The sequence below is a fragment of the Streptomyces sp. NPDC006372 genome (assembly GCF_040612515.1).
In the GTDB taxonomy this organism is placed as follows: domain Bacteria; phylum Actinomycetota; class Actinomycetes; order Streptomycetales; family Streptomycetaceae; genus Streptomyces.
In genome coordinates this window covers 1-13,483 of sequence record NZ_JBEXQJ010000001.1, presented here as the reverse complement: position 1 = coordinate 13,483, position 13,483 = coordinate 1, and the positions used below count along the sequence as shown (strand labels likewise).

The 13,483-nt window shown below is 70.5% G+C and carries 11 protein-coding genes; 7 read left to right on the top strand and 4 right to left on the bottom strand.

Features of this window, described 5'->3' with window-relative positions:
* The first annotated feature begins 28 nt into the window (after positions 1–28).
* From ABZ016_RS00055 to ABZ016_RS00045, 3 genes are all read left to right on the top strand, one after another.
* Entirely contained in the window at positions 29–1,249 is a 1,221-nt protein-coding gene (locus tag ABZ016_RS00055; RefSeq protein ID WP_356914226.1) for a sensor histidine kinase, read from the top strand.
* Positions 1,246–1,932 (top strand): response regulator transcription factor, encoded by a 687-nt coding sequence (locus ABZ016_RS00050; protein ID WP_356914225.1) that lies wholly within the window; start codon positions 1,246–1,248, stop codon positions 1,930–1,932. Before ABZ016_RS00055 ends, ABZ016_RS00050 begins: the two co-directional genes overlap by 4 nt.
* A gap of 159 nt (positions 1,933–2,091) precedes the next feature.
* Positions 2,092–5,208: an efflux RND transporter permease subunit gene (locus ABZ016_RS00045; protein WP_356914224.1), complete on the top strand. Its 3,117-nt coding sequence runs from the start codon at positions 2,092–2,094 to the stop codon at positions 5,206–5,208.
* Between the two features lie 67 nt (positions 5,209–5,275).
* Here ABZ016_RS00045 and nadA read toward each other — a convergent pair whose 3' ends face one another.
* The gene (gene nadA, locus ABZ016_RS00040; protein ID WP_356914223.1) at positions 5,276–6,460 is read right to left on the bottom strand and encodes a quinolinate synthase NadA; all 1,185 of its coding nucleotides are present in this window, start codon (positions 6,458–6,460) and stop codon (positions 5,276–5,278) included.
* A gap of 281 nt (positions 6,461–6,741) precedes the next feature.
* On the opposite strand from nadA, the gene ABZ016_RS00035 reads away from it, so the two are divergent.
* Positions 6,742–7,098, top strand: a complete 357-nt coding sequence (locus ABZ016_RS00035) for an iron-sulfur cluster assembly accessory protein (protein ID WP_003989692.1) — start codon at positions 6,742–6,744, stop codon at positions 7,096–7,098.
* 126 nt (positions 7,099–7,224) lie between these two features.
* Here the strand turns inward: ABZ016_RS00035 and ABZ016_RS00030 are convergent, their stop codons facing one another.
* Positions 7,225–9,117: a hypothetical protein gene (locus tag ABZ016_RS00030; protein ID WP_356914222.1), complete on the bottom strand. Its 1,893-nt coding sequence runs from the start codon at positions 9,115–9,117 to the stop codon at positions 7,225–7,227.
* Between the two features lie 147 nt (positions 9,118–9,264).
* Positions 9,265–9,474, bottom strand: coding sequence for a hypothetical protein (locus ABZ016_RS00025; protein WP_356914221.1), 210 nt, complete (start codon positions 9,472–9,474; stop codon positions 9,265–9,267).
* Between the two features lie 132 nt (positions 9,475–9,606).
* Between ABZ016_RS00025 and ABZ016_RS00020 the strand changes: the two genes are divergently transcribed.
* Positions 9,607–10,581, top strand: a complete 975-nt coding sequence (locus ABZ016_RS00020; protein WP_356914220.1) for a carbohydrate kinase family protein — start codon at positions 9,607–9,609, stop codon at positions 10,579–10,581.
* Between the two features lie 24 nt (positions 10,582–10,605).
* On the opposite strand, the gene ABZ016_RS00015 is transcribed toward ABZ016_RS00020, so the two are convergent.
* Positions 10,606–11,985: an aminotransferase class V-fold PLP-dependent enzyme gene (locus ABZ016_RS00015; protein WP_356914219.1), complete on the bottom strand. Its 1,380-nt coding sequence runs from the start codon at positions 11,983–11,985 to the stop codon at positions 10,606–10,608.
* 264 nt (positions 11,986–12,249) lie between these two features.
* Between ABZ016_RS00015 and coxB the strand changes: the two genes are divergently transcribed.
* Both coxB and ABZ016_RS00005 read left to right on the top strand, forming a co-directional pair.
* A complete protein-coding gene (gene coxB, locus ABZ016_RS00010; RefSeq protein ID WP_356914218.1) occupies positions 12,250–13,215 on the top strand; it encodes a cytochrome c oxidase subunit II in 966 nt (321 codons plus the stop codon).
* Positions 13,212–13,483: cbb3-type cytochrome c oxidase subunit I (locus ABZ016_RS00005; protein WP_356914217.1), on the top strand; the 272-nt coding region annotated here is incomplete at its 3' end. The genes coxB and ABZ016_RS00005, both read left to right, overlap by 4 nt.

Genomic DNA, 13,483 nt, shown 5'->3' with positions numbered 1-13,483 from the left:
ACACCCACCCCGGCTACCGTAAACAGCCGTGAGCACCCTCCAGCGGGCCAAACGCCAGGCCAAGGCCCACCCCCTGGCCCTGGACGCCACCCTCGCCGCGGCCGTCCTGACCTGCATGGTCGCCGGTTCCTTCGTGGAACCCCGCCACCCCGGCAACGTCAGCTGGAGCCTCCGCACCCCCGACTCCCTCAGCCTCGTCCTCATCACCCTCGGCGCCGCCGCCCTGGTCTTCCGCCGCAGCGCCCCCATGACGGTCCTCGTCCTCACCGGCACGGTCTCCGTCATCGAGTCCGTCACCGGCGACCCCCGCGCCCCCGTCGCCATGTCCGCGGTCATCGCCCTGTACACCGTCGCCTCCACCACCGACCGCCCCACCACCTGGCGCGTCGGCCTGCTCACCATGACCGTCCTGACCGGTGCGGCCATGTCCGCCGGCCCCCTGCCCTGGTACGCCCAGGAGAACCTCGCGATCTTCGCCTGGACCGGCATCGGCGCCACCGCCGGCGACGCGGTCCGCAGCCGCCGCGCTTTCATCCAGGCCATCCGCGAACGCGCCGAGCGCGCCGAACGCACCCGTGAGGAGGAGGCCCGCCGGAGGGTCGCCGAGGAGCGCCTGCGCATCGCCCGCGACCTGCACGACGTCGTCGCCCACCACATCGCCCTGGTCAACGTCCAGGCCGGCGTCGCCTCGCACGTCATGGACAAGCGCCCCGACCAGGCCAAGGAGGCCCTCGCCCACGTCCGGGAGGCAAGCCGCTCCGCCCTCAACGAGCTGCGCGCCACCGTCGGACTGCTCAGACAGTCCGGCGATCCGGCGGCCCCCACCGAACCCGCCCCCGGCCTGGACCGCCTCGACGAACTCACCGGCACCTTCCGCAACGCGGGCCTGCACATCGAGGTCGCCCGCGCCGACCAGGGCACCACCCTCCCCGCAGCCGTCGACCTGGCCGCCTACCGGGTCATCCAGGAGGCCCTCACCAACGTGCAGAAGCACGCCGGCCCCCAGGCCAAGGCCGAGGTCAGCGTCGTCCGGGTGGGGCCGAACATCGAGATCACCGTGCTCGACGACGGCACCGGCGAGGACGAGGCCCCGGACAGCGGTGGCGGGCACGGGCTCCTCGGCATGCGGGAACGCGTCACCGCCCTGCGCGGCACCCTCACCACCGGTCCCCGCTACGGAGGCGGCTTCCGCGTCCATGCGATCCTGCCGGTCAAGAACCGCACAGCCACCGGGGAGGAGCCCGCATGACCATCCGTGTCCTGCTCGCCGACGACCAGGCGCTGCTCCGCAGCGCCTTCCGGGTGCTCGTCGACTCCGAGCCCGACATGGAGGTGGTGGGGGAGGCGTCCGACGGCGCCGAAGCGGTGCGGATGACGAAGGAGCAGCACGCCGACGTCGTCCTGATGGACATCCGGATGCCCGGCACGGACGGACTCGCGGCGACTCGCATGATCAGCGCCGACCCGGACCTCGCGGACGTCCGCGTGGTGATCCTGACGACGTTCGAGGTCGACGACTACGTGGTGCAGTCGCTGCGTGCCGGCGCCTCCGGGTTCCTCGGCAAGGGCTCCGAGCCCGAGGAACTGCTGACCGCCATCCGGATCGCGGCCGGCGGCCAGGCCCTGCTGTCCCCGGCCGCCACCACGGGCCTGATCGCCCGGTTCCTCGCCACGGAGGACCCGGCCGACGCCGGCGACCGCGACCCGGCCCGCGGCGAGCGGCTGGCCTCGCTCACCGGCCGGGAGCGCGAGGTGCTGGTCCAGGTCGCGGGTGGACACTCCAACGACGAGATCGCCGAGCGGCTGGAGGTCAGCCCCCTGACGGTGAAGACGCACGTCAACCGGGCCATGGCCAAGCTGGGCGCCCGCGACCGGGCCCAGCTCGTGGTCATCGCGTACGAGTCCGGCCTGGTCCGTCCAAGGGTGGAGTGAACTCGAGCCGGGTGTACTGCGCCCGGAGTATGCGCCGCATAAGGAACGGGACCTGGGGCCTACGGATCGCCCCTCCCCTATGGCTCAGGGTGTAAGGGCGGGTGCTCATCTGCGCGCTCGCTGCCGCTTCTGCCGTTAACAGAAGAGAGACCCTCACCCATGTCCTGGCTGTCGAAATTCAGCCTCGCGCAACGGGCCCTCATCGGGCTGATGTCGATCATCGCGCTCGTCTTCGGGGCGATCGCGATACCCCAGCTCAAGCAGCAGCTGCTGCCCACCATCGAACTGCCCATGGTGTCCGTGCTGGCGCCGTACCAGGGCGCGTCCCCGGACGTGGTCGAGAAGCAGGTCGTCGAACCCATCGAGGACAACCTCGAAGCCGTCGACGGCATCAGCGGCGTCACCTCCACCGCCAGTGAGGGCAACGCCGTGATCATGGCGTCCTTCGACTACGGCAACGACACGAAGCAGCTGGTCGCCGACGTCCAGCAGGCCGTCAACCGGGCCCGCGTCCAGCTCCCGGACGACGTCGACCCGCAGGTCGTCGCCGGTTCCACGGACGACATCCCCACCGTCGTCCTCGCCGTCACCTCCGGCCAGGACCAGCAGGCCCTGGCCGACCGGCTCGACAAGACCGTCGTGCCGGAGCTGAAGAGCATCGACGGCGTCGGACAGGTGACGGTCGACGGTGTGCGGGACCTCCAGGTCGCCGTCACGCCCGACGACGCGAAGCTGGCCAAGGCCGGCCTCACCCCGCAGTCCCTCGTCCAGGCCCTCCAGGCGGGCGGCGCGACCGTCCCGGCCGGCTCCTTCGACGAGGGCGGCGCCAACCGCACCGTCCAGGTCGGCGGCGGCTTCACCTCGCTGAAGCAGATCCAGGACCTGATGGTCACGGGCGAGCCCGGCAAGGGCGAGCCGGTGCGCCTCGGCAGCGTCGCCAAGGTGACGCAGCAGGAGGCCCCGGCCGACTCCATCACCCGCACGGACGGCAAGCCCAGCCTCGCCGTCGCCGTCACCATGGACCGCGACGGCAGCGCGGTCGCGATCTCCGACGCCGTCCAGGACAAGCTCCCGGACCTCCGCAAGGACCTCGGCTCCGGCGCCACCCTCACGGTCGTCAGCGACCAGGGCCCGGCCGTGTCGAAGTCCATCAAGGGCCTGACCACCGAGGGCGCGCTCGGCCTGCTCTTCGCGGTCCTGGTGATCCTGGTCTTCCTGGCCTCGATCCGCTCCACCCTCGTGACGGCCGTGTCCATCCCGCTTTCCGTGGTCCTCGCCCTGATCGTGCTGTGGACCCGTGACCTGTCGCTGAACGTCCTGACGCTCGGCGCCCTGACCATCGCCATCGGCCGGGTCGTCGACGACTCGATCGTGGTCCTGGAGAACATCAAGCGGCACCTCGGCTACGGCGAGGAACGCAACGCGGCCATTCTCAACGCGGTGCGTGAGGTCGCCGGCGCGGTGACCTCCTCGACGCTCACCACGGTCGCGGTGTTCCTGCCGATCGGCCTGGTCGGCGGCATGGTGGGCGAGCTGTTCGGCTCGTTCAGCCTGACGGTCACGGCCGCGCTGCTGGCCTCCCTGCTCGTCTCCCTGACGGTCGTACCGGTCCTGTCGTACTGGTTCCTGCGGCCGCCGAAGGGCACCCCGCAGGACGCGGCCGAGGCACGCCGGATCGCGGAGGAGAAGGAGGCCAAGAGCCGCCTCCAGCGCATCTACGTCCCGGTCCTGCGGTTCGCGACGCGCCGCCGTCTCACCAGCGTGGCCCTCGCGATCGTCGTCCTCGTCGGCACGTTCGGCATGGCGCCGCTGTTGAAGACGAACTTCTTCGACCAGGGCGAGGTCGAGGTCCTCTCCGTCAAGCAGGAGCTGAAGCCCGGCACCAGCCTGGAGGCGACGAACGCCCAGGCGAAGAAGGTCGAGCAGCTGCTCGCCGACACCGAGGGCGTGAAGGACTACCAGGTCACCATCGGCTCGTCCGGCTTCATGGCGGCCTTCGGCGGCGGCACCGACACCAACCAGGCGTCGTACCAGGTGATGCTGGACGACTCGGCGTCGGCCGAGGACGTCCAGGACAGCATCGAGAAGGGCCTGGCCGGGCTGAAGGGCATCGGCACGACCACCATCGCCGCCGGTGACGGCTTCGGCAGCCAGGACCTCAGCGTCGTGGTGAAGGCCGCCGACGCCGACGTCCTGCGCACGGCGTCCGAGGAGGTCCGCAAGACGGTCGCGAAGCTCGACGACGTCAAGGACGTCACCAGCGACCTCTCGCAGAGCGTGCCGCGCATCTCGGTGAAGGCGAACGACAAGGCGGCCGCGGCCGGCTTCAACGATCAGACCCTCGGCGCCGCCGTCGCCCAGGCTGTCCGCGGCACCAACGCCGCCAAGGCGGTCCTGGACGACACCGAGCGCGACGTCGTCATCCGCTCGGCGAAGCCCGCCACGACCCTGAAGCAGCTCCAGAACCTGCGCCTCGGCACGGCGAAGCTCGGCGACATCGCCACCGTGCGGATGGTCGACGGGCCGGTGTCCATGACCCGAATCGACGGCCAGCGCGCGGCCACCATCACCGCGAAGCCGACCGGCGACAACACGGGCGCGGTGAGCACCAAGCTCCAGTCCGAGATCAACGCGCTGAAGCTCCCGGAGGGTGCCACGGCGTCGATCGGCGGTGTCTCCGAGGACCAGGACGAAGCGTTCGCCAACCTGGGCCTGGCGATGCTCGCGGCCATCGCGATCGTCTTCATGCTGCTGGTCAGCACCTTCCGGTCGCTGGTCCAGCCGCTGATCCTGCTCGTCTCCATCCCGTTCGCGGCCACCGGCGCGATCGGTCTGCTGATCGCCACCGGCACGCCGATGGGCGTCCCCGCGATGATCGGCATGCTGATGCTGATCGGCATCGTGGTGACGAACGCGATCGTGCTGATCGACCTCATCAACCAGTACCGCAAGCAGGGCTACGGAGTCGTCGAGGCCGTGGTCGAGGGTGGCCGCCACCGGCTGCGCCCGATCCTCATGACGGCCCTGGCGACGATCTTCGCCCTGCTGCCGATGGCCCTCGGCATCACGGGCGAGGGCGGCTTCATCGCCCAGCCGCTGGCCGTGGTCGTGATCGGCGGTCTGGTGACGTCGACCCTGCTGACGCTGCTGCTGGTGCCGACGCTGTACGCGATGGTCGAACTCCGCAAGGAACGCCGGGCGAAGAAGCGCGCGGCGAAGAAGGGCCTTCCCGCCCAGCGGGAGTCCGAGCGGGAGCAGGAGCCGGCTCAGGTCTGACCCCCCGTACGATCCGAAAGGCCCCACCCGGACACCGGGTGGGGCCTTTCGCTCTGCGCGGGGGCCGTTACGGCAGCGCCAGCATCCGCTCCAGCGCCAGCTTCGCGAACGCCTCCGTCTCCTTGTCCACCTCGATGCGGTTGACCAGGTTGCCCTCGGCCAGCGACTCCAGGGCCCAGACCAGGTGGGGGAGGTCGATGCGGTTCATGGTCGAGCAGAAACAGACCGTCTTGTCGAGGAAGACGATCTCCTTGCCCTCGGGCGCGAAACGGTTCGCCAGGCGCCGGACCAGGTTCAGCTCCGTGCCGATGGCCCACTTGGAGCCGGCCGGGGCGGCCTCCAGGGCCTTGATGATGTACTCCGTCGAGCCGACGTAGTCCGCCGCGGCCACGACCTCGTGCTTGCACTCCGGGTGCACCAGGACGTTCACGCCCGGGATGCGCTCGCGGACGTCGTTCACCGAGTCCAGGCTGAAGCGGCCGTGCACCGAGCAGTGACCGCGCCACAGGATCATCTTCGCGGCGCGCAGCTCGTCGGCGGTCAGGCCGCCGTTCGGCTTGTGCGGGTTGTAGACGACGCAGTCCTCCAGGGACATGCCCATGTCCCGCACCGCGGTGTTGCGGCCGAGGTGCTGGTCCGGCAGGAAGAGGACCTTCTCACCCTGCTCGAACGCCCAGTCCAGGGCCCGTTTGGCGTTGGAGGAGGTGCAGATCGTGCCGCCGTGCTTGCCGGTGAACGCCTTGATGTCGGCGGACGAGTTCATGTACGAGACGGGCACGACCTGCTCGGCTATGCCGGCCTCGGTCAGCACGTCCCAGCACTCGGCGACCTGCTCGGCCGTCGCCATGTCGGCCATCGAGCAGCCGGCGGCGAGGTCGGGCAGGACGACCTTCTGGTCGTCGGACGTCAAAATGTCCGCGGACTCCGCCATGAAGTGCACACCGCAGAACACGATGTACTCGGCCTCCGGACGCGCCGCCGCGTCCCGGGCCAGCTTGAAGGAGTCCCCGGTGACGTCAGCGAACTGGATGACCTCGTCGCGCTGGTAGTGGTGCCCCAGAACGAAGACCTTGTTCCCGAGCTTCTCCTTCGCCTTGCGGGCGCGCTCCACCAGATCCGGGTCGGACGGCGAGGGCAGGTCGCCGGGGCAGTCCACGCCGCGCTCGCTCTTCGGGTCGGCCTCACGGCCGAGGAGCAGCAGGGCGAGGGGCGTCGGCTGTACGTCGAGCTCCTGGGGCTGGGCGGTGGTCACTACACGCACCCTTTCTGTTCCGCGACTTTTCGTCGATTTGACGCTATCTATCATAACCGCTTCACGTCACGTTGACGATGGCCATAGCGTCTGTGTGACGTGAATCCCGACGAGTCGCCGTTCATTCCCGGGAACACCCGGAAAGAGCCGTTTTCCGGTTCCCGGTGCGTGTGCGAGCATGAAAAGGAGCCGAGATCGAGCGCCCGGCCCGGAATGAATCCGCGGCCCCGCCGGTTGGACCCGTCGGCAAGCAGTCTCCGTACAACCCGGGAGAGATGTAGATGTCCGTATCGGACGAGACCACCACCGTCAGCGACGGCATCATCCTGACCGACGCCGCCGCGGACAAGGTCAAGACCCTGCTCGACCAGGAAGGCCGCGACGACCTCGCGCTGCGCGTCGCCGTCCAGCCCGGCGGCTGCTCCGGTCTGCGTTACCAGCTCTTCTTCGACGAGCGTTCCCTCGACGGTGACGTGGAGAAGGACTTCGGCGGTGTGAAGGTCGTCACCGACCGCATGAGCGCCCCGTACCTGGGCGGTGCCACGATCGACTTCGTGGACACCATCGAGAAGCAGGGCTTCACGATCGACAACCCGAACGCGACCGGCTCCTGCGCCTGCGGCGACTCGTTCAGCTGAACCGGCCGTCGCCGCCCACGGCGGCAGCGGACATGACGAAGGCGGCGGCCCCCTCCGACGGGGCCGCCGCCTTCGCGTGTGCGTACTGCCTTCGCGCCGCGTGTGCCGCCTTGGCGCTGTGCGGTCCTACCGTGCCCGCGTCGGGGGAGCCGGCAGCCGCGCGCCCTCCTTGGCCATCGGGATCGCCTTGCCGTCCGAGCCCACGACCGCGCGGTCGCCGAGCGGCTCGTCCAGCCGCACCGTCTGCTGGAACTTCTTCGCGATCATGATGCAGACCTTGTCGGGCCAGGCCTTCGAGGTCACCGTGACCGTCACCTCGTCCGCCTTCCCGCTCGCCTTCACGTCGTAGTCGGCGCACACCCCGCCCGTGAAGGTCACCGTCAGCTCCGAGCCCTCGGCGCGGTAGCCGTCCACCTCGACGTTCCGCGGCCCGGGCGCCGACGTCGGCTTGTCACCCGGCCGGCTCGACTCGGGCGCGGCCAGGTACTTCGGGTCGACCGCCGGGTACGTCACCGTGAACGCGTCCTTCGCGCCCGGCGCCACCACCTCGAACAGCCAGGACGGCACCAGCGCCTGCCGCCCGTCCACGAAGTGCGAGGCCAGCCCGAACACGGCCTTCTCGACCGTCACCGCGTCCTGCTCGGGAGCGCCGCTCGGCGACGACCCGCAGGGCTGCTCCAGCCGGTCCTTCTGCGGCACGGGGCTGGCGCAGCCGCCGATGCCCATGCGGTGGTCGCTCTGCGGCCGCTCCTCCATCAGCTCCAGCGCCTTCTTGGCGCTGACCACGGGGTAGGTGTCGCCCTTCACCGGCGTGCTCAGCTGTCCGCTGCCGCCGACGATCTCGCCGTCGGGGCCGACCGTCACCCCGGTGGTCCAGCCGTGCGTGGGCAGTCCGCCGACCTCGGGAGCGGCGTTCACCACCCGCTGGGCGCCCATGACCTGGCTCGCGTCCTGCTTCGCGTCGTCCTGACCCAATGCCTTCAGCACGGGCGCCGCGGCCTTCTCGGCTTCCGCCTCGCTCACGGGCGTGCCGTCCGCCCGCGGAGCGTCGCAGCGGTCGGTGCCCTTGCAGTTGTCGGTGCCCGGGGCGTACCGGCTGAAGGTCCAGGCCCCCGGCGCCTCCTTGTTCACCTGGAGGTTCGGCCCCGTGCCGTCCTGGCCGGCCCCGACCTTCCAGACCTCCCCCTGCGCCACCGGCGCCCCGTCGACCCCGAGGGCCTTCGCCAGCCGGGTCACGTCCGCCTTGGAGACCTCGCCCTGAGCCCGGTACACAGGGGCTTCGCCCGGGCCGTCCGGGAGCGTGCCCTCGACCCGGTAGGTGGCGCCGTACGGGTTGGGCTCGCCGGGTGCGATGCCGTTGCCCTCGCCCGGCGTCGACTCCGAGTACCCGTCGAGCGCGAGCGGCGGGGGAGTGTCGTCCCCACCCGGCGCACCCGACGTCGCACCTCCGCCGGACCCGCCCGAGGCGTTGGCGGCGAGCCAGGCACCACCACCGCCGATCAGCAGCACGGCCGCGGCGACGGAGGCGATGATCGCGGGGGTCCGGGGACGCCTACCGCCGTGCCGGACCAGGTCCTCCTCACCCCGCGGGATGTCCCCGTGCGGGGCGGGGGCCGAGGGCTCCGGGGTCGCCTTGGCCTCAGTCTTCTGCGGGGTGACCTCGTGGCCGGAGGCTGGGCTGGTGTCGGTGTCGGTGTCGGTCTGCTCGTCCTCGGCGGCACCGGCCTTCCCGGCGGCACCGGCCGCACCGGCCTTTTCGGCTGCCGGGGCCGCCTCGCTCTTCCCGGCCTCGGTCACGTCGGCGTCCGTCACGTGTGCCTCGGAGGCCTCTGCCTCGTCACCCGGCGTCTCGGCGACCTGAGCCGCCTCCTCGGGCTCAGCGGCATCTGCAGACGCCTCGGTCTCGGCAGCATCCCCGGCGTCCGCCGAACCCCGCTTCCCGACCTCCGGGGCGTCTGCGGTTCCGGCGTCGCCCGCTGCCCTGGCGTCGTCGTCGTTCTCGGGTCGCTCGGTGTTCACCGCATCGCTCCTTCGGCTGCACAGCTGTCCCATCGGGACCCTGCCCGGTCGGAATCGGGCCGCTGGTGGGTCGTATCCCGCCTCCCCTTTACGGGGGACGGCGATGGGACGCAGCGGGGGAGCGCGCGGTTCCCCCAAGGGCGCCGCTCAGTCCCCGTAGTCCGACATCGCGTCGAGCAGCCGCGCCGACGCCTGGGGTACGTTCACACCGTGGATCAGGGCCGGGGACACCGGCCGGGAGGCGATCCGGTCGGGGACCGCCCAGTGCGGGGCCATCCGGGCGCCGTCACCCGGCAGCGATGCCAGCTCGCCTTCGAGATCGACCGGAGCGGGCATCTGGACCTTGAGGTTCGTCATAGCGGCACCGTAGGCACGGTCGAGCTCATGGAGAAAGATCTACTATCAGGTAGTTTCGACGCCTTCAGAGCGGCCCCGCCCACCCGATAGCGTGAAGTGTCAAGGTCCGCCTCCCTCAGGAGAGTCCACGCCGTGCGCATCGCAGTCACCGGCTCCATCGCCACCGACCACCTCATGACCTTCCCCGGCCGCTTCGCCGACCAGCTCGTAGCGGACCAACTGCACACGGTCTCGCTGTCGTTCCTGGTCGACAAGCTCGACGTCCGCCGTGGCGGCGTCGCGGCGAACATCGCCTTCGGGATGGGCCAGCTCGGCACCCACCCGATCCTGGTCGGCGCCGCGGGCGCGGACTTCGACGAGTACCGGGCCTGGCTCGACCGGCACGGCGTCGACACGGAGTCCGTCCGCATCTCCGACACGCTGCACACCGCCCGCTTCGTGTGCACGACCGACGCCGACCACAACCAGATCGGCTCCTTCTACACCGGCGCCATGAGCGAGGCCCGCCTGATCGAGCTGAAGACCGTCGCCGACCGCGTCGGCGGTCTGGACCTGGTCTCCATCGGCGCGGACGACCCGGAGGCCATGCTCCGCCACACCGAGGAGTGCCGCTCCCGGTCCATCCCGTTCGCCGCCGACTTCTCCCAGCAGATCGCCCGTATGGACGGCGAGGAGATCCGCATCCTGCTGGACGGGGCGACGTACCTCTTCTCCAACGAGTACGAGAAGGGCCTCATCGAGACCAAGACCGGCTGGACCGACGCGGAGATCCTGTCCCGGGTGGGCCACCGTGTGACCACCCTCGGCGCGCAGGGCGTGCGCATCGAGCGGGCCGGCGAGGACCCGATCGAGGTCGGCACGCCGGACGAGGAGCGCAAGGCCGACCCCACGGGTGTCGGCGACGCCTTCCGGGCGGGGTTCCTGTCCGGACTCGCCTGGGGTGTGTCCCTGGAGCGTGCGGCTCAGGTCGGCTGCATGCTGGCGACGCTCGTCATCGAGACCGTGGGGACGCAGGAGTACCAGCTGCGTCGGGGGCACTTCATGGAGCGGTTCACCAAGGCATACGGGGATGAGGCCGCGCAGGAGGTTCAGGCGCACCTGGCCTGAACAAGAGACTTTCCCCGAGCTTTCTCAGCTCGCTCGGCGGACCAAGTACGCCGTTCCTTGGTCCGCCGGCTCCTCACCGACGTACTCCTGGTTCCTCATCTCGCACCACGCCGGGATGTCCAGCCGGGCCGCCTCGTCGTCCGACAGGACCCGGACCAGGCCTCCCACCGGCACCTCACCGATGACCTTGGCGAGCTCGATGACCGGAATCGGGCACCTCTTGCCCAGGGAGTCCACGACGAGCGTGTCGGCCTCCCGCACCACCGCCTCCGAGACCGGCGCCCCCAGCTTCTCCCGCACCGCCGACACCGCCCCGGGGAGAACCGCCAGGAACCGCTCCACGTCCTCCTCCGCCACCCCGAGCGGCAGCGACACCCGCACGTTCCCCTCGCTCAGTACGCCCATCGCCCGCAGCACATGGCTCGGCGTCAGCGTGCTGCTCGTGCAGGACGATCCGGACGAAACGGAGAAACCCTCCCGGTCCAGCTCGTGCAGCAGCGCCTCCCCGTCGACGTAGAGGCAGGAGAAGGTGACGACTCCGGGCAGCCGGCGCACCGGATCGCCGACCACCTCGACGTCGGGCACCAGCTCCGGTACCCGCGCCCGGATCCGTTCCGTCAGCTCCCGCAGCCGTGCGGCCTCCTCGGCCGCCTCCGCCCGTACGGCCCGCAGCGACGCGGCCGCCGCGACGACGGCCGGGATGTTCTCGAAACCGGGCGCCCGCCCCGACTCCCGCTCGTCCACCGGCCCTTGCGAGGCGAACCGCACCCCCTTGCGGACCACGAGCAGCCCCACCCCGGAGGGGCCGCCCCACTTGTGCGCGCTGGCCGTCAGCACCGACCAGTCCCCGTCCACCGGCCCCCATCCCAGCGACTGCGCGGCGTCCACCAGCAACGGCACCCCGGCCGCCCGGCACAGGCCGGCCACGGCCGTCACCGGCTGCTCGGTCCCCACCTCGTGGTTGGCCGACTGAAGGCAGGCCAGCGCGGTGTCCGCGCGCAGGGCGGCCCCGTACGCCTCCGGGTCCACCGCTCCGCCCCGGTCGACCGGCACCTGCGTGACGGTGCCGCCGTCGGCCTCGTGCACCTCGGCGGAGTGCAGCACGGAGGAATGTTCGACCGCCGACACGATCAGGTGACGCCCGACCCGCCGCCGCCCGGCCAACGCCCCCGCGATGCCGGTGTGAACGGCACGGGTCCCGGACGAGGTGAACACCAGTTCGTCCACCCGGCACCCCACCGCCTCGGCGGCAGCCTCCCGCGCCGCGTCCAGCAGCATCCGCGCCCGGCGTCCCTCCCTGTACAGACGTGCGGGATCCGCCCACCCCTCGTCGAGCGAGGCCAGCAGGGCCTGCCGCGCGATCGGATGAAGCGGAGCAGCGGAAGCAGCATCGAAGTAACCCACACAACAACGCTAGAACGCCCGGCACACAGACGTCCCTCAGGGGCGCGGGGAACTGCGCGACAGGCCACAACGACCGCCGCACCCGCCAATCAAGCGAACACCCCACCCCACTAGGCACCCCTCCTCGATAACCCCCAGACGGCGTCGGCTAGGGTTTGGTCCGCATAAACATCCAAACCCCTGCCCGACGCAGGGCGGCGACCGACCAGCGAGAAGGCCAGGCCGCAGCCGACCGCGCGGGCGAGACTCTCGGGAAGGCGCTACGTGAGTCCCAACGGCTCCGACCGCTCGCCGCGGCGCCCGATGCGGCGGAAGCTGCTGCAGGCACTGACCGCGGGCCTGGTCTTGGCGACAGCCACCGGTTGCTCGTACAACTGGGAAGACTTCCCCCGCCTTGGTATGCCCACCCCGACCACGGAAGAGGCTCCGCGGATCCTCTCCCTGTGGCAGGGGTCCTGGGCGGCTGCGCTCGCCGTCGGCGTGCTGGTGTGGGGTCTGATCCTGTGGAGTGCTTTCTTCCACCGGCGCAGTCGCACCAAGGTCGAGGTTCCTCCGCAGACCCGGTACAACATGCCCATCGAGGCGCTGTACACCGTGGTCCCGCTCATCATCGTCTCGGTGCTGTTCTACTTCACCGCCCGCGACGAGTCCGAGCTCCTCAGCCTGAAGAAGAAGCCCGACGTCACGGTCAACGTGGTCGGCTTCCAGTGGAGCTGGTGCTTCAACTACATCGAGCCGGTCGCCGGTTCCACCGGTGACGCCAAGAAGTCCCCGGACCTGGCGGCGATCCCGGACCGGTTCAAGGACGACTTCCCGGCCAACGCCGGCGGCGTCTACGACTGCGGCACCCCCGGCACGCGGAACCCGCAGACGGGCAACCCGGGCCCGACCCTGTGGCTGCCCAAGGGCAAGACGGTCCGCTTCGTCCTCACCTCTCGTGACGTCATCCACTCCTTCTGGGTGGTGCCGTTCCTGATGAAGCAGGACGTCATCCCGGGCCACACCAACGCCTTCGAGGTGACCCCCAACAAGGAGGGCACCTTCATGGGCAAGTGCGCCGAGCTCTGCGGCGTCGACCACTCTCGGATGCTGTTCAACGTGAAGGTCGTCTCCCCCGAGCGCTACGAGCAGCACCTCAAGGACCTCGTGGACAAGCAGCAGAACGGTTACGTTCCTGCCGGCATCGCGCAGACGAGCCACGAGAAGAACCGGGAGACGAACAACCTGTGAGCATCCTCAACGAACCCCAGGGTGCCGCGGCAGCAGGGTCCCACTACGAGGACGAGCTGCCGGTCCGGCGCCAGAAGCGCGGCAGCGTGGTCATCAAGTGGCTCACCACCACTGACCACAAGACGATCGGCACGCTGTACCTGGCCACCTCGTTCGCGTTCTTCGTCATCGGCGGCGTGATGGCGCTGCTCATGCGCGCCGAGCTCGCCCGGCCCGGTCTGCAGATCATGTCGAACGAGCAGTTCAACCAGGCGTTCACGATGCACGG

What these genes read in the sequence shown, in the direction of transcription:
- ABZ016_RS00050 (WP_356914225.1), top strand. Translation starts at nt 1,246, where the DNA reads ATGACCATCCGTGTCCTGCTCGCCGACGACCAGGCGCTGCTCCGCAGC.
- ABZ016_RS00045 (WP_356914224.1), top strand. Translation starts at nt 2,092, where the DNA reads ATGTCCTGGCTGTCGAAATTCAGCCTCGCGCAACGGGCCCTCATCGGG.
- ABZ016_RS00035 (WP_003989692.1), top strand. Translation starts at nt 6,742, where the DNA reads ATGTCCGTATCGGACGAGACCACCACCGTCAGCGACGGCATCATCCTG.
- ABZ016_RS00025 (WP_356914221.1), bottom strand. Translation starts at nt 9,474, where the DNA reads ATGACGAACCTCAAGGTCCAGATGCCCGCTCCGGTCGATCTCGAAGGC.